19 protein-coding genes are annotated in these 14,323 nt (G+C 68.0%); all 19 read left to right on the top strand.

The genetic code is table 11. The features are described from left to right. The first annotated feature begins 20 nt into the window (after nt 1–20). The 19 genes from ABIC53_RS14450 to rpsQ all read left to right on the top strand — a co-directional run bounded on the left by ABIC53_RS14450 (nt 21) and on the right by rpsQ (nt 14,321). Entirely contained in the window at nt 21–683 is a 663-nt protein-coding gene (locus ABIC53_RS14450) for a spermidine/putrescine ABC transporter substrate-binding protein (protein ID WP_354452006.1), read from the top strand. Between the two features lie 40 nt (nt 684–723). After that, entirely contained in the window at nt 724–2,385 is a 1,662-nt protein-coding gene (locus ABIC53_RS14455; protein ID WP_354452008.1) for a DUF5684 domain-containing protein, read from the top strand. Between the two features lie 261 nt (nt 2,386–2,646). Continuing rightward, nucleotides 2,647–3,015, top strand: coding sequence for a 30S ribosomal protein S12 (gene rpsL, locus ABIC53_RS14460; protein WP_018187369.1), 369 nt, complete (start codon nt 2,647–2,649; stop codon nt 3,013–3,015). Nucleotides 3,016–3,020: 5 nt separating this feature from the next. Next, nucleotides 3,021–3,491, top strand: a complete 471-nt coding sequence (gene rpsG / locus ABIC53_RS14465; protein ID WP_023954027.1) for a 30S ribosomal protein S7 — start codon at nt 3,021–3,023, stop codon at nt 3,489–3,491. Nucleotides 3,492–3,560: 69 nt separating this feature from the next. Further along, nucleotides 3,561–5,675 carry an elongation factor G gene (fusA, locus tag ABIC53_RS14470; RefSeq protein WP_112617787.1) on the top strand — a complete coding sequence of 705 codons (2,115 nt, stop codon included), beginning with the start codon at nt 3,561–3,563 and terminating at the stop codon, nt 5,673–5,675. Nucleotides 5,676–5,819: 144 nt separating this feature from the next. Next, nucleotides 5,820–7,013 carry an elongation factor Tu gene (gene tuf / locus ABIC53_RS14475; RefSeq protein ID WP_023954029.1) on the top strand — a complete coding sequence of 398 codons (1,194 nt, stop codon included), beginning with the start codon at nt 5,820–5,822 and terminating at the stop codon, nt 7,011–7,013. A 131-nt stretch (nt 7,014–7,144) separates the two neighbouring features. After that, on the top strand, nt 7,145–7,360 hold the full coding sequence (locus tag ABIC53_RS14480) for an Rv0909 family putative TA system antitoxin (RefSeq protein WP_282501556.1): 216 nt from the start codon (nt 7,145–7,147) through the stop codon (nt 7,358–7,360). A 179-nt stretch (nt 7,361–7,539) separates the two neighbouring features. Further along, entirely contained in the window at nt 7,540–8,496 is a 957-nt protein-coding gene (locus ABIC53_RS14485) for a hypothetical protein (RefSeq protein ID WP_354452011.1), read from the top strand. Between the two features lie 478 nt (nt 8,497–8,974). Beyond that, nucleotides 8,975–9,283: a 30S ribosomal protein S10 gene (rpsJ, locus tag ABIC53_RS14490; protein WP_017201594.1), complete on the top strand. Its 309-nt coding sequence runs from the start codon at nt 8,975–8,977 to the stop codon at nt 9,281–9,283. An 8-nt stretch (nt 9,284–9,291) separates the two neighbouring features. Further along, on the top strand, nt 9,292–9,951 hold the full coding sequence (gene rplC, locus ABIC53_RS14495; RefSeq protein WP_023954036.1) for a 50S ribosomal protein L3: 660 nt from the start codon (nt 9,292–9,294) through the stop codon (nt 9,949–9,951). A gap of 2 nt (nt 9,952–9,953) precedes the next feature. Further along, the gene (rplD, locus tag ABIC53_RS14500; RefSeq protein WP_274179223.1) at nt 9,954–10,616 is read left to right on the top strand and encodes a 50S ribosomal protein L4; all 663 of its coding nucleotides are present in this window, start codon (nt 9,954–9,956) and stop codon (nt 10,614–10,616) included. Further along, the gene (gene rplW / locus ABIC53_RS14505; RefSeq protein WP_023954040.1) at nt 10,613–10,912 is read left to right on the top strand and encodes a 50S ribosomal protein L23; all 300 of its coding nucleotides are present in this window, start codon (nt 10,613–10,615) and stop codon (nt 10,910–10,912) included. The genes rplD and rplW overlap by 4 nt, the downstream gene beginning before the upstream one ends. Before the next feature lie 24 nt (nt 10,913–10,936). Then, a complete protein-coding gene (rplB, locus tag ABIC53_RS14510) occupies nt 10,937–11,776 on the top strand; it encodes a 50S ribosomal protein L2 (RefSeq protein ID WP_023954042.1) in 840 nt (279 codons plus the stop codon). A 12-nt stretch (nt 11,777–11,788) separates the two neighbouring features. Further along, nucleotides 11,789–12,070, top strand: coding sequence for a 30S ribosomal protein S19 (gene rpsS, locus ABIC53_RS14515; RefSeq protein WP_023954043.1), 282 nt, complete (start codon nt 11,789–11,791; stop codon nt 12,068–12,070). 38 nt (nt 12,071–12,108) lie between these two features. Then, complete coding sequence (gene rplV, locus ABIC53_RS14520) at nt 12,109–12,507, top strand: 50S ribosomal protein L22 (protein WP_036304774.1); 399 nt, start codon at nt 12,109–12,111, stop codon at nt 12,505–12,507. Continuing rightward, nucleotides 12,507–13,265, top strand: a complete 759-nt coding sequence (gene rpsC, locus ABIC53_RS14525) for a 30S ribosomal protein S3 (protein WP_023954045.1) — start codon at nt 12,507–12,509, stop codon at nt 13,263–13,265. The genes rplV and rpsC overlap by 1 nt, the downstream gene beginning before the upstream one ends. After that, nucleotides 13,265–13,684, top strand: a complete 420-nt coding sequence (rplP, locus tag ABIC53_RS14530) for a 50S ribosomal protein L16 (protein ID WP_023954047.1) — start codon at nt 13,265–13,267, stop codon at nt 13,682–13,684. Before rpsC ends, rplP begins: the two co-directional genes overlap by 1 nt. Then, nucleotides 13,684–13,992, top strand: coding sequence for a 50S ribosomal protein L29 (gene rpmC, locus ABIC53_RS14535; RefSeq protein WP_023954048.1), 309 nt, complete (start codon nt 13,684–13,686; stop codon nt 13,990–13,992). Before rplP ends, rpmC begins: the two co-directional genes overlap by 1 nt. Further along, a complete protein-coding gene (rpsQ, locus tag ABIC53_RS14540) occupies nt 13,992–14,321 on the top strand; it encodes a 30S ribosomal protein S17 (protein WP_023954049.1) in 330 nt (109 codons plus the stop codon). The genes rpmC and rpsQ overlap by 1 nt, the downstream gene beginning before the upstream one ends. Nucleotides 14,322–14,323: the final 2 nt, after the last annotated feature.

A 14,323-nucleotide genomic window follows, 5' to 3' on the forward strand; every position in this document is an offset into this window, starting at 1 on the left:
GGATCGGTCACAATAGGCCCGTGGAGCGGTCGCTCGAGACCCAGGTCAGCCAGGCGGTGGATGCCTGGCTGCGCTGGCTGCCGCGCTGGCAGCCGGCGACGCACCGAGGGCGCGTCGCTCCCTGCCGTCGCTGCATCGGCTCGCCGGTGCTCTCGGCGGTGGGTCTCGGGTCGGACGTCCCGCACGGCGTGCAGCACGGACTCTCCACACGCATGAAGGCGATCGTGGATGCCGCCGTCGCCGAGTACACCTCGCGCAACCTGCCGATGCTGCAGGCCGAGCTCGACCAGCAGGCCGCACGCAACCGCGCGCGTACGTACCGGCCCTCCGAAGGGCTCGAGCCCGAGTTCGACGGTCTGCCGCTGGATCCGGAACCGGTGGCCGGGGCGCCGTTCCTCTTCACCATCTCCGGCCTCGCGCAGGAGTCCGACGACGCCGTGCCCGAACTGCCGCCGCTCAGCAGCGAGGCGAAAGCCGCCCTGCGGCAGGAGGTCGGTCTCGCCGACGACTACGCCAACATGATCGGGCGCGAGGTCTGCGCGGTGCTGCTGCACCACCGGCTGCGCGTGCAGGCCGCCGTCGCGCAGCATGTCGAGCCCCAGATCGAGGCGATGCTCGCCGAGCTCACGCGGTCGCTCGATGCGCCCTTCGAGCCCGGCGCGGAGCGCGGCGGTGAACCGTGACGGCGGTGACGGGGCGTCGCGGGCCCTATCGTGGGATGCGATGACCACCTCCGGCAACGAATCGCTCCTCATCCTGCTCGTCGTCCTCTCGACGGTGCTGGGTGCGGTCCTCTATGTCTGGACGGCGCTAGCGCTGGCCGGGCTCTTCCGCAAGACCGACGAGGAGCCGTGGCAGGGGTGGGTGCCGCTGCTGAACATCGCGGTGGTGCTGCGCATCGGCGGCTTCAGCCCGTGGCTCGTCCTCATCGGCCTCGTCCCGGTGCTCGGGCCGCTCGCCGTGTACGTGCTGCTGGTGATGGCGGCGCACCGCATCGGCCGCGGCTTCGGCGCCGGTCCCGGCATGACGGTGCTCGCCGCACTGCTCTTCGTCGTGTGGGCCAGCATCCTCGGTCTCGGTCCCGCCCGCTGGCGGGGCGAGCAGGCCGCCGAGGTCACGGCGCCGCCGTGGGTCTTCACTCCGCCGCTGTCCGAATCGGATCCGGAGCGCGACGCGCAGTTCCGCCCGGCCCGCTCTCCCGAGCCGGCGGCGCCGCCGACGCTGGCGAGCCCGACCCTGTCGGCACGTCACTTCAGCCCCGAGCCGCACGCCTCCAGCGGTGAGGCCGATGCGGCCGCCGTGCCCGAGCGCGAGGATGCGCCGACCGACCTGCAGCCGTCGCCGTGGGCGCCGCCGTCGCCGTTCGCCCCCGCCGCGTCCACCCCCGACGTTTCCGCGCCGGCACCCGATCGCAGCCGGTCGGCGACCGAGCCCGCCGTCGAGCCGGCCGCACCGGACGTTCACCCGGTCGAGCCGGAACCCGTGGCCGCCGAGCCCGCCGCCGCATCCTCTCCTGAGCAGCAGCCCGACGACGCCCCGGCGCAGCCCGGGGCCCGGCCCGCGTTCTCGGAGCCGGCCCCGAGAGAGGCGCGCGAGCCGATCCTGCGCGAACCCGCCCCGCAGGTCGAGACGCGGCCCGATGAGGATGCCGCCATCCGCGACGCGGACGCCGACGAAGACGGATCCGATGACGCGCGCTGGCCGTCCGAGATCGACGACGTCTCGGCGATCTCGCCGTCGCCGTTCCCGTCGCGGGCGGCATCCGATCGTCCCGGTGTGGTCCCGTCGTTCGCCGACCCCGACTCCGCGTCCGGCTTCGGGGCGGGTCGCCGCACCTGGGATGCCGTCTCGGCGACGCCGATCGCCCGCCGCGCCTTCGCGCGCACGCCCGACGAGTTCCCGGAGCTGTCCGACGAGGTCTCCGCGGTCGCGAGCGCTCCGGCGGCGGGGGCTCCGCGGACGGCCGAAGCGGCGGTCCCCGCCCAGCTGCGCCGCGCCGAGGTCTCCGACGACGGCGACATCGACCACACCGTCGTCGTGGCGCGGCGCCGGGTGTACTGGCAGTTGGTGCTGCCCGACGGGGAGATCGCGCCGCTCACCGGTGACGTCGCGATCGTCGGGCGTCAGCCCGCGCCTGACCCCGCCTACCCGCGTGCCCAGCTCGTGGCCATCGAGGACCGCACGCGCACCGTCTCCAAGACGCACGCCCGTCTCGAACTGCGCTCGGGGCTGTGGCACATCACCGACCTGCACTCGACGAACGGCGTCGTGCTGACGAACTTCCTCGGCACCGAGATCGAGCTCGAGCCCGGGTCGGACGCGCCGGCGGGCGAGCGCTTCCTCCTCGGCGACGCCGAACTGCGCATCGAGCGGCCCGGAGCCTGACGCCGATACCACCGGCTCGCATCGGCGTTTGCCCGCCTCGCCGGAGAGGCGTATCATTGATCGGGTGTGCGCTCGTGCGCGCCCTGCGTCGTGCCTCGGTCCGATGATCAGGTCGAAGCGGAGCACGCGAATCGGGATCGTTCTGCGAACAGGACGCCCCCACGGCATATCCACCCTTCGAAAACGCAGCATTCGTGACGCGCCGGTGGATCTGTGGTGAAACCACGACGCTGTCACCGTGCAGCACTACAAGGAGAGAACGTGCCAACCATTCAGCAGTTGGTTCGCAAGGGTCGCTCGCCGAAGGTCACCAAGACCAAGGCGCCCGCTCTGAAGGCGAACCCCCAGCAGGCGGGTGTCTGCACCCGCGTGTACACGACCACGCCCAAGAAGCCGAACTCGGCCATGCGCAAGGTCGCTCGTGTCAAGCTCCGCAACGGCACCGAGGTCACCGCCTACATCCCTGGCGAGGGCCACAACCTGCAGGAGCACTCGCTCGTGCTCGTCCGCGGCGGTCGTGTGAAGGACCTCCCCGGTGTCCGCTACAAGATCGTCCGCGGTGCGCTCGACACCCAGGCCGTCAAGAACCGTAAGCAGGCTCGCAGCCGCTACGGCGCGAAGAAGGGTTGAGTTAGATGCCTCGTAAGGGACCCGCACCCCGCCGCGTCGTCGTCAACGACCCGGTCTACGGTGCTCCGATCGTCACGCAGCTCGTCAACAAGATCCTCGTCGACGGCAAGAAGTCGATCGCCGAGTCGATCGTCTACACCGCCCTCAAGGGTGTCGAGGCCAAGAACGGCCAGGACGCCGTCGCGACGCTGAAGAAGGCGCTCGACAACGTCCGTCCGACCCTCGAGGTCAAGAGCCGTCGCGTCGGTGGCTCGACCTACCAGGTGCCCGTCGAGGTCAAGCCGCACCGCGCGAACACGCTCGCGCTGCGCTGGCTCGTCTCGTACGCCAAGGGCCGTCGTGAGAAGACGATGACCGAGCGCCTGCAGAACGAGATCCTCGACGCCTCGAACGGCCTCGGTGCCGCGGTCAAGCGCCGCGAAGACACCCACAAGATGGCCGAGTCGAACCGCGCCTTCGCGCACTACCGCTGGTAAACAGCTTCTCGGCGCCGGCCGGGGAAACCTCCCCGGCCGGCGCTCCCGACCAAACGTAAGGAACAGCCCGTGGCACAAGAAGTGCTCACCGACCTCAACAAGGTCCGCAATATCGGCATCATGGCGCACATCGATGCCGGCAAGACGACGACGACCGAGCGCATCCTGTTCTACACGGGCGTCAACCACAAGCTCGGCGAGACGCACGACGGCGCCTCGACCACCGACTGGATGGAGCAGGAGAAGGAGCGCGGCATCACGATCACGTCTGCCGCCGTGACCTGCTTCTGGAACAAGAACCAGATCAACATCATCGACACCCCCGGCCACGTCGACTTCACGGTCGAGGTCGAGCGTTCGCTGCGCGTCCTCGACGGCGCGGTGGCGGTCTTCGACGGCAAGGAGGGCGTCGAGCCCCAGTCCGAGACCGTCTGGCGTCAGGCCGACAAGTACGACGTCCCGCGCATCTGCTTCGTCAACAAGATGGACAAGCTGGGCGCCGACTTCTACTTCACCGTCGACACCATCGTCAGCCGCCTGGGCGCCAAGCCGCTCGTGCTGCAGCTCCCGATCGGCGCCGAGAACGACTTCGTGGGCGTCATCGACCTCGTCGAGATGCGCGCGCTGGTCTGGCCCGGCGACGCCAAGGGTGACGTGACCATGGGCGCGAAGTACGAGATCCAGGAGATCCCGGCCGACCTCGCCGACAAGGCCGCCGAGTACCGTCAGCGCCTCCTCGAGACCGTCGCCGAGTCCGACGACGCGCTGCTCGAGAAGTTCTTCGGTGGCGAGGAGCTCAGCGTCGCCGAGATCAAGGGCGCCATCCGCAAGCTCACCGTCGCCGGCGAGCTGTACCCGGTGCTCTGCGGCTCCGCGTTCAAGAACCGCGGTGTGCAGCCCATGCTCGACGCGGTCGTGGACTTCCTCCCCTCGCCCCTCGACGTGCCCGCCATCGAGGCGCACGACCCGAAGGACGAAGAGAAGATCATCGAGCGTCACCCCGACGCCAACGACCCGTTCGCCGCGCTGGCCTTCAAGGTCGCGGTGCACCCGTTCTTCGGTCGCCTCACCTACGTCCGCGTCTACTCGGGTCACCTCGACTCGGGTGCGCAGGTCATCAACTCGACCAAGGGCAAGAAGGAGCGCATCGGAAAGATCTTCCAGATGCACGCCAACAAGGAGAACCCGGTCGACTCGCTCACCGCGGGTAACATCTACGCCGTCATCGGCCTGAAGGACACCACCACCGGTGACACCCTCGCCGACCCGGCCGAGCCCGTCGTCCTCGAGTCGATGACGTTCCCCGAGCCCGTCATCGAGGTCGCGATCGAGCCGAAGACCAAGGCCGACCAGGAGAAGCTGGGTGTCGCCATCCAGAAGCTCGCCGAAGAGGACCCGACGTTCCGCACCGAGCTCAACCCCGAGACGGGTCAGACCGTCATCAAGGGCATGGGCGAGCTGCACCTCGACATCCTCGTCGACCGCATGAAGCGCGAGTTCCGCGTCGAGGCGAACGTCGGCAAGCCGCAGGTCGCGTACCGCGAGACGATCAAGAAGGCCGTCGAGCGTCACGACTACACCCACAAGAAGCAGACCGGTGGTTCGGGTCAGTTCGCGAAGATCCAGTTCGCGATCGAGCCGCTCGAGGTCACGGCCGACAAGACGTACGAGTTCGAGAACAAGGTCACCGGTGGCCGCATCCCGCGCGAGTACATCGAGCCGACCAACCAGGGCTTCCAGGACGCGATGAACGTCGGCGTGCTCGCCGGCTACCCCATCGTGGGTGTCAAGGCGATCCTCATCGACGGCGCGTCGCACGACGTCGACTCGTCCGAGATGGCGTTCAAGATCGCCGGCTCGATGGGCTTCAAGGAGGCGCTGCGCAAGGCCAACCCGGTCATCCTCGAGCCCCTGATGGCTGTCGAGGTGCGTACGCCCGAGGAGTACATGGGCGACGTCATCGGCGACCTGAACTCGCGTCGTGGCCAGATCCAGTCGATGGAGGACGGCTCGGGCATCAAGATCGTCCGCGCTCTCGTCCCCCTGTCGGAGATGTTCGGCTACATCGGCGACCTGCGCTCGAAGACTTCGGGCCGCGCGGTCTACTCGATGGAGTTCGACAGCTACTCCGAGGTCCCGCGCGCGGTGGCCGACGAGATCGTCCAGAAGAACAAGGGCGAGTAGGCCCTCGGGATGCCGGGGGCCCAGGCTCCCGGCATCCACTCAAACTGAATATCGACCTCTCTACTAGAGTGAAAACATCCCCGTAGAGAACCGGTCGCAATCCAGCGCCCGGAGATCTACAACGACAGTCCTGAGGAGGACCCAGTGGCTAAGGCCAAGTTCGAGCGGACCAAGCCGCACGTCAACATCGGAACCATCGGTCACGTCGACCACGGCAAGACGACGCTCACCGCGGCGATCTCGAAGGTGCTCGCCGACAAGTACCCGTCGGCCACCAACGTGCAGCGTGACTTCGCGTCCATCGACTCGGCGCCCGAAGAGCGTCAGCGTGGTATCACGATCAACATCTCGCACGTCGAGTACGAGACCCCCAAGCGTCACTACGCTCACGTCGACGCCCCGGGTCACGCTGACTACATCAAGAACATGATCACCGGTGCCGCTCAGATGGACGGCGCGATCCTCGTGGTCGCCGCCACCGACGGCCCGATGGCTCAGACCCGCGAGCACGTCCTGCTCGCCAAGCAGGTCGGCGTTCCCTACCTGCTGGTCGCGCTCAACAAGTCGGACATGGTCGACGACGAGGAGATCCTGGAGCTCGTCGAGCTCGAGGTTCGCGAGCTCCTGTCGTCGCAGGACTTCGACGGCGACAACGCTCCTGTCGTCCGCGTCTCGGGCCTGAAGGCTCTCGAGGGCGACGAGAAGTGGGTCAACGCGATCGTCGAGCTCATGGACGCCGTCGACGAGTCGATCCCCGACCCGGTGCGTGACAAGGACAAGCCGTTCCTCATGCCCGTCGAGGACGTCTTCACGATCACCGGTCGTGGAACCGTCGTCACGGGCCGCGCCGAGCGCGGCACCCTCGCCATCAACTCCGAGGTCGAGATCGTCGGCATCCGCCCGACGCAGAAGACCACGGTCACCGGTATCGAGATGTTCCACAAGCAGCTCGACGAGGCCTGGGCCGGCGAGAACTGTGGTCTGCTCCTCCGCGGCACCAAGCGTGACGACGTCGAGCGTGGCCAGGTCGTCGTGAAGCCGGGTTCGGTTACCCCGCACACCAACTTCGAGGGCACTGCCTACATCCTCTCGAAGGAGGAGGGTGGCCGTCACAACCCCTTCTACACGAACTACCGCCCGCAGTTCTACTTCCGCACCACGGACGTCACCGGCGTCATCTCGCTGCCCGAGGGCACCGAGATGGTCATGCCCGGTGACACCACCGACATGTCGGTCGAGCTCATCCAGCCGATCGCCATGGAAGAGGGCCTCGGCTTCGCGATCCGTGAGGGTGGCCGCACCGTCGGCGCCGGCACGGTGACCAAGATCATCAAGTAAGTCTCGCGACTTCCTTCGCGGAACCCCTCGGACCTTCGGGTCCGGGGGGTTTCGTCGTTTCCGCAAGCTGTTGACGTGGTGTGCCGCCACGCGCTCTCATAGCGGGATACCGACCCGACGAAAGGACGATCATGGGCGTCGACGACATCATCAACAAGGGCAAGCAGATGTTCGAACAGAACCGCGACAAGATCGAGGAAGCACTCAAGAGCGAGAAGGCCGAGGAGGTCAGCGACAAGTTCCTCAAGGGTGCGGCGGATGCCGTGAAGAAGGTCGTCCCGGAGCAGCACCATGGCAAGGTCGATGAGGTCCGCGAGAACGTCGACAAGAACATCGGCAACCAGTAGGCCGAGCGCCGAGAACGCACCGCCTCCGCGAGCGCACCGTGAATGGTGCGTGGTCGCGGGGTCGGTGCGTTCTCGCGTTCGGGGCGGTGGTTCCTCCCCAGGACGGGCGGGGGCGGGAGTGCGCACGGGGAGCAGGGGGGGCGCGGATGCGGGGGCGGCGCGGGCGGCATCGTGGGGGAGTGACCGAATACGCTGACCTCATCTTCCGGCGCGATGCGCGCCGTCGCGGCGAGACGTCCACGCTCGAACGGGCCGTCGGTGACGGAGAGCTCGTGCGCGTCCGGCGGGGCGTCTACGTCGCGGCGGCGCGCTGGGCGGCCGCGCGACCGGAGGAGCGGATGCGGCTGCGCGCGCACGCCCTCGCCGCTGTCGCGACCCGCGAGCCGGTCTTCTCGCACACGACGGCGGCCGCGCTGCACGGACTGCCGGTCCACCGAGGCGACGTTTCCCGGGTGCATACGCTCGAGCTCGGTCCGGCGCCCGCGCCGAGTCGCAGCGACGTCGTGCGCCACCGGCACGAGGTCGCGGACGCCGACGTCTCGCGCATCGGTGCGTTGCAGGCGACGAACCTCGCGCGCACGCTGTTCGACGTGCTCTGCGCCGAGAATGCCGAGACCGCGACGGCAGCGATGGACGCGGCGCTGCGAGCGGCGGCGTGGCGCGGCAACGGCGCCTACGACCCCGCCGCCGCCGCAGCGCTCGTCGCCGATGTGACTGCTCGCATCGAGCAGGCGCCCGGTGCCCGCGGCATCCGCAGTGCGCGGTTCGTCGCCTCGATCGCCGACGGGCGGGCACAGCTGCCGGGCGAGAGCATCAGCCGGCTGTGGATGCTGCAGCTGGGCGCTGCGGAACCGGTGCTCCAGCATCCCGTCGCGATCGGCGATGGGCAGTGGGCGTTCCTCGACTTCGCGTGGCCTCGGCTGCGGAGGTTCGGTGAGTTCGACGGCGACGGCAAGTACCTCGACCCGGCGTTGACGGCCGGACGCTCGCCCCGCGACGTGTTGCGCGCCCAGCGCGAGCGCGAGAGCCGCGTCGTCGCGGCGACCGGCTGGACCCCGGTGCGCTGGGGCTGGGAGCGCCTGGCATCCCGCCCGACGTTCGCCGCGTTCCTCCGCGCCCACGGTCTCCTGCGTTGAGCGCGATCCGTCGCTCCGAGGACGCACCGTCGCCGCGAGGGTGCACCATAGAAGGTGCGTGTTCGCGGGGAGGGTGCGTGCTCGGCGGCCCGCCGCCGCGGCGCGGGACGCAGGGCGGATATCGCGACACGCCCGGGTTTGCGACACGCCCGGGCGGCACGTAGACTATTCAGGTTCCACATTCCGACGGGTGCCCAGCATCCCGGATCACTGTCACGACAGTGCATAGGCGGCGCGAAGCGCAGAGTCCTAGGCCGCGGGCAGATGAACATCGAACCCCACACCGACCTGGAGACAGGATGCGCGCGTGCGCGCACGGTGCGGAACCGCAGGGAGACCCGCGGGTTTGACATCAGAACAGTGGTGCAGCATCACCGCCCCGGCGGTGAGAAGTGCCCGGCGCAGACCGCGCCACCGGGCGTCCAATGCGCTCGCGACCAGCGAGACGTAAGACGCGATAAAGAGAGTGAGCAGACAAATGGCGGGACAGAAGATCCGCATTCGCCTGAAGTCGTACGACCACGAGGTCATCGACACCTCGGCACGCAAGATCGTCGACACCGTGACCCGTGCGGGCGCGACTGTCGTCGGACCCGTGCCGCTGCCGACCGAGAAGAACGTCGTGTGCGTCATCCGGTCGCCCCACAAGTACAAGGACAGCCGCGAGCACTTCGAGATGCGCACCCACAAGCGTCTGATCGACATCGTCGACCCGACGCCCAAGGCTGTCGACTCGCTCATGCGACTCGACCTCCCGGCCGACGTCAACATCGAGATCAAGCTCTGAGGTTCGACATGGCTGACATCAACTCCAAGGTTTCCAAGGGCCTCCTCGGCACCAAGCTCGGCATGACCCAGGTCTGGAACGAGCAGGGCAAGCTCGTCCCCGTCACGGTCATCGAGATCGCGCCGAACGTGGTCACCCAGGTCCGTACGCCCGAGAAGGACGGCTACTCGGCCGTCCAGATCGCTGCCGGCCAGATCGACCCCCGCAAGGTCAACAAGCCCCTCACGGCCCACTTCGAGGCCGCCGGCGTGACCCCCCGTCGCCACCTCACCGAGGTGCGCACGGCGGATGCCGCTGACTACTCACTCGGTCAGGAGCTCACCGCCGGTGACACGTTCGAGGCCGGCCAGCTGGTCGACGTCGTCGGCACCAGCAAGGGCAAGGGCACCGCGGGTGTCATGAAGCGCCACAACTTCAAGGGCGTCTCGGCCTCGCACGGTGCGCACCGCAACCACCGCAAGCCCGGTTCCATCGGTGCCTCGTCGACGCCCAGCCGCGTCTTCAAGGGCATGCGCATGGCCGGCCGCATGGGTGGCGAGCGCGTGACCGTCCTCAACCTCACGGTGCACGCCGTCGACGCCGAGAAGGGTCTGCTGCTCGTCAAGGGCGCCGTCCCCGGTGCACGCGGCCGCATCGTCTACGTCCGCAACGCTGTGAAGGGTGCCTGATCATGGCTGACTCGACTCTCGCGCTCGACGTCCGGAGCGCCTCCGGCAAGAAGGCAGGCTCCGTGGAGCTGCCCGCCGCGCTCTTCGACGTCAAGACCAACGTTCCCCTCATCCACCAGGTCGTCGTCGCGCAGCTCGCGGCGGCTCGCCAGGGCACCCACTCGACCAAGCGTCGCGGTGAGGTCTCGGGCGCCGGCCGCAAGCCCTTCAAGCAGAAGGGCACGGGTAACGCCCGTCAGGGCTCGATCCGCGCGCCGCACATGACCGGTGGTGGCATTGTGCACGGCCCCAAGCCGCGCAACTACTCGCAGCGCACCCCCAAGAAGATGGTCGCCGCCGCACTCCTCGGAGCGCTCAGCGACCGTGCTCGCGGCCAGCGTCTGCACATCGTCGACTCGTTCGGTGTCGAGGGCGCGCCCTCGACCAAGGCTGCTGCGGCGGTTCTGACCGGCCTCGGCGCCACGAAGAACGTCCTCGTGGTCATCGAGCGCGGTGACGAGATCACCGTCAAGAGCGTGCGCAACCTCGCGTACGTCCACGTGCTGACGTTCGACCAGCTCAACGCCTACGACGTGCTCGTCTCGGACGACCTCGTCTTCACCAAGGCCGCCTACGACGCGTTCGTCGCGTCCAAGGCTGGCGCCACCGAGGAGGTCTCGGCATGACCGCCGTCAACAAGGACCCGCGCGACATCATCCTGAAGCCGGTCGTCTCCGAGAAGAGCTACGGGCTCATCGACGAGGGCAAGTACACGTTCCTCGTGGACCCCCGTGCGTCGAAGACCGAGATCAAGCTCGCGATCGAGAAGATCTTCGGCGTCAAGGTCGCAGCGGTCAACACGCTCAACCGCGCGGGCAAGTCCCGTCGCACCCGCTTCGGCACCGGCAAGCGCAAGGACACCAAGCGCGCCATCGTCACCCTGAAGTCGGGCACCATCGACATCTTCACGGCAGTCGGCTGACGGTCGGGATAGAGGACAACGAACATGGCTATTCGCAAGTACAAGCCCACGACCCCGGGTCGCCGCGGTTCGTCGGTGGCCGACTTCGCCGAGATCACCCGATCGACGCCCGAGAAGTCGCTCCTCCGCCCGATCGCCAAGACCGGTGGCCGTAACAACCAGGGCCGCATCACGACGCGTCACATCGGTGGTGGCCACAAGCGCCAGTACCGCGTGATCGACTTCCGTCGCAACGACAAGGACGGCGTCAACGCCAAGGTCGCTCACATCGAGTACGACCCCAACCGCACCGCGCGCATCGCGCTGCTGCACTACTTCGACGGCGAGAAGCGCTACATCATCGCCCCGAACAAGCTCCAGCAGGGCGACATCGTCGAGTCGGGTGCCGGCGCCGACATCAAGCCCGGCAACAACCTGCCGCTGCGCAACATCCCGACCGGTACGGTCATCCACGCCATCGAGCTCCGTCCCGGCGGCGGCGCGAAGATGGCTCGCTCGGCCGGCGCCAGCGTGCGTCTGGTCGCGAAGGACGGCCCCTACGCCCAGCTGCGTCTGCCCTCGGGCGAGATCCGCAACGTCGATGCGCGCTGCCGCGCGACCATCGGCGAGGTCGGCAACGCCGAGCAGTCGAACATCAACTGGGGCAAGGCCGGCCGCAAGCGCTGGAAGGGCGTTCGCCCGACGGTTCGTGGTGTCGCCATGAACCCGGTCGACCACCCGCACGGTGGTGGTGAGGGCAAGACGTCCGGTGGACGTCACCCCGTCACTCCCTGGGGTCAGGCTGAGGGTCGCACCCGCCACCCCAACAAGGAGAGCGACAAGTACATCGTCCGCCGTCGCAACGCCGGCAAGAAGCGCAAGTAGGAGTAGAGGAAGATGCCTCGCAGCCTGAAGAAGGGCCCCTTCGTCGACGAGCACCTGCTTCGCAAGGTGGTCGCGCAGAACGAAGCCGGCTCCAAGAACGTCATCAAGACCTGGTCGCGCCGTTCGATGATCATCCCGGCCATGCTCGGCCACACGATCGCCGTGCACGACGGACGCAAGCACATCCCCGTGTTCGTGTCCGAGACCATGGTCGGCCACAAGCTGGGCGAATTCGCGCCCACCCGCACCTTCCGCGGCCACGTGAAGGACGACAAGAAGGGCCGCCGCCGCTGACGCGGGGGCAGTTCCAGAGAGGACAGAGGAGGAGAGACATGGTGGAATCCACCGCGCGCGTGAAGCACATCCGCGTGACCCCTCAGAAGGCTCGTCGTGTCGTCGCGCTCATCAAGGGCAAGCAGGCTCAGGAGGCACTCGCCATCCTGAAGTTCGCCCCGCAGAGCGCCAGCGAGCCGATTTACAAGCTCGTCGCCTCGGCCGTCGCGAACGCTCGCGTCAAGGCCGATAAGGACAACGAGTTCCTGGACGATGCAGACCTGTACGTGAAGAACGCGTACGTCGACGAGGGCACGACGCTCAAGCGTTTCCAGCCCCGCGCCCAGGGTCGCGCCTTCCAGATCAAGAAGCGCACGAGCCACATCACGGTCGTGCTGTCGACGCCGGAGAACGCGGATGCCGCGGCCGCCGGTACGAGCAAGAAGGCGAGCAAGTAATGGGACAGAAAGTCAACCCGTACGGCTTCCGCCTCGGCATCACCACGGACCACGTGTCGCGTTGGTTCTCGGACTCGACCAAGCCGGGCCAGCGTTACGCCGACTACGTCGCCGAGGACATCAAGATCCGTCGTCTGCTGACCACGTCGCTCGACCGCGCCGGCGTCAGCAACATCGAGATCGAGCGCACCCGTGACCGCGTCCGCGTCGACATCCACACCGCCCGCCCGGGCATCGTGATCGGTCGTCGTGGCGCCGAGGCCGAGCGCATCCGCGCCGACCTCGAGAAGCTCACCGGCAAGCAGATCCAGCTCAACATCCTCGAGGTCAAGAACCCCGAGGCCGACGCCCAGCTCGTCGCGCAGGGCATCGCCGAGCAGCTCTCCGCTCGTGTGGCTTTCCGCCGCGCGATGCGCAAGGGTCTGCAGGGCGCTCAGCGCGCCGGTGCCAAGGGCATCCGGATCCAGGTCTCGGGCCGCCTCGGCGGCGCGGAGATGAGCCGCTCGGAGTTCTACCGCGAGGGCCGCGTGCCCCTGCACACGCTCCGCGCGAACATCGACTACGGCTTCTACGAGGCCAAGACCACCTTCGGCCGCATCGGCGTGAAGGTCTGGATCTACAAGGGCGACCTGACGGCCAAGGAGCTCGCTCGCGAGCAGGCCAACGCGCCGAAGACCTCGCGCGGTCGCGACGACCGCGGTGACCGCCGTCGCGGTCCCCGCAACGAGGCCCCCGTGGCAGAAGGAGCGTCGGCCTGATGCTTATCCCCCGCAAGGTCAAGTACCGCAAGCAGCACCACCCCAAGCGCGATGGCCAGGCCACCGGCGGCACGAAGGTCTCCTTCGGCGAGTTCGGTATCCAGGCACTCACGCCCGCTTACGTGACCAACCGTCAGATCGAGTCCGCTCGTATCGCCATGACGCGTCACATCAAGCGTGGCGGCAAGGTGTGGATCAACGTCTACCCCGACCGTCCGCTCACCAAGAAGCCCGCCGAGACCCGCATGGGTTCGGGTAAGGGCTCGCCGGAGTGGTGGGTCGCCAACGTCAAGCCGGGTCGCGTCCTCTTCGAGGTCGCCGGAGTCAACGAGGAGCTCGCTCGCGAGGCCCTGACCCGTGCCATTCACAAGCTGCCGCTGAAGGCACGCATCATCAAGCGCGAGGAGGGCGACGCGTAATGGCTGTCGGCACCAAGACGCTCGCCCCGAGCGAGCTCGACACGTTCGAAGACCAGCGCCTCGTCGAGGAGCTGCGCAAGGCCAAGGAAGAGCTGTTCAACCTGCGCTTTCAGTCGGCCACCGGCCAGCTCGAGAGCCACGGCCGCATCCGTGCGGTCAAGCGCGACATCGCGCGGCTCTACACGGTGATCCGCGAGCGCGAGCTCGGCATTCGTGCCACGCCCGTCGCGGAGGCGCCGAAGGCGAAGAAGACCAAGGCCAAGAAGGCGGATGACGCCACCGAGGCCGCGAAGGAAGAGACCGAGTAATGGCTACCGACAAGAACGCCGCTGAGGCTGTCGCCGAGGGCCACGAGCACGGCGAGCACGACGTCCGCGACCCGCAGGCCCGCGGTTACCGCAAGGCTCGTCGCGGCTACGTCGTGAGCGACAAGATGGACAAGACGATCGTCGTCGAGGTCGAGGACCGCGTGAAGCACCCGCTCTACGGCAAGGTCATCCGCCGCACGTCGAAGGTCAAGGCCCACGACGAGGCCAACACCGCCGGCATCGGCGACCTCGTCCTCATCAACGAGACTCGCCCGCTGAGCGCCACCAAGCGCTGGCGTCTGGTCGAGGTCCTCGAGAAGGCGAAGTGATC

The sequence above is a fragment of the Microbacterium sp. 1262 genome, from assembly GCF_040544895.1.
In the GTDB taxonomy this organism is placed as follows: Bacteria; Actinomycetota; Actinomycetes; order Actinomycetales; family Microbacteriaceae; genus Microbacterium; species Microbacterium plantarum.

What these genes read in the sequence shown, in the direction of transcription:
- ABIC53_RS14455 (WP_354452008.1), top strand. Translation starts at nt 724, where the DNA reads ATGACCACCTCCGGCAACGAATCGCTCCTCATCCTGCTCGTCGTCCTC.
- rpsG (WP_023954027.1), top strand. Translation starts at nt 3,021, where the DNA reads ATGCCTCGTAAGGGACCCGCACCCCGCCGCGTCGTCGTCAACGACCCG.
- ABIC53_RS14480 (WP_282501556.1), top strand. Translation starts at nt 7,145, where the DNA reads ATGGGCGTCGACGACATCATCAACAAGGGCAAGCAGATGTTCGAACAG.
- rpsJ (WP_017201594.1), top strand. Translation starts at nt 8,975, where the DNA reads ATGGCGGGACAGAAGATCCGCATTCGCCTGAAGTCGTACGACCACGAG.
- rplC (WP_023954036.1), top strand. Translation starts at nt 9,292, where the DNA reads ATGGCTGACATCAACTCCAAGGTTTCCAAGGGCCTCCTCGGCACCAAG.
- rplD (WP_274179223.1), top strand. Translation starts at nt 9,954, where the DNA reads ATGGCTGACTCGACTCTCGCGCTCGACGTCCGGAGCGCCTCCGGCAAG.
- rplW (WP_023954040.1), top strand. Translation starts at nt 10,613, where the DNA reads ATGACCGCCGTCAACAAGGACCCGCGCGACATCATCCTGAAGCCGGTC.
- rplB (WP_023954042.1), top strand. Translation starts at nt 10,937, where the DNA reads ATGGCTATTCGCAAGTACAAGCCCACGACCCCGGGTCGCCGCGGTTCG.
- rpsS (WP_023954043.1), top strand. Translation starts at nt 11,789, where the DNA reads ATGCCTCGCAGCCTGAAGAAGGGCCCCTTCGTCGACGAGCACCTGCTT.
- rplV (WP_036304774.1), top strand. Translation starts at nt 12,109, where the DNA reads ATGGTGGAATCCACCGCGCGCGTGAAGCACATCCGCGTGACCCCTCAG.
- rpsC (WP_023954045.1), top strand. Translation starts at nt 12,507, where the DNA reads ATGGGACAGAAAGTCAACCCGTACGGCTTCCGCCTCGGCATCACCACG.
- rplP (WP_023954047.1), top strand. Translation starts at nt 13,265, where the DNA reads ATGCTTATCCCCCGCAAGGTCAAGTACCGCAAGCAGCACCACCCCAAG.
- rpmC (WP_023954048.1), top strand. Translation starts at nt 13,684, where the DNA reads ATGGCTGTCGGCACCAAGACGCTCGCCCCGAGCGAGCTCGACACGTTC.
- rpsQ (WP_023954049.1), top strand. Translation starts at nt 13,992, where the DNA reads ATGGCTACCGACAAGAACGCCGCTGAGGCTGTCGCCGAGGGCCACGAG.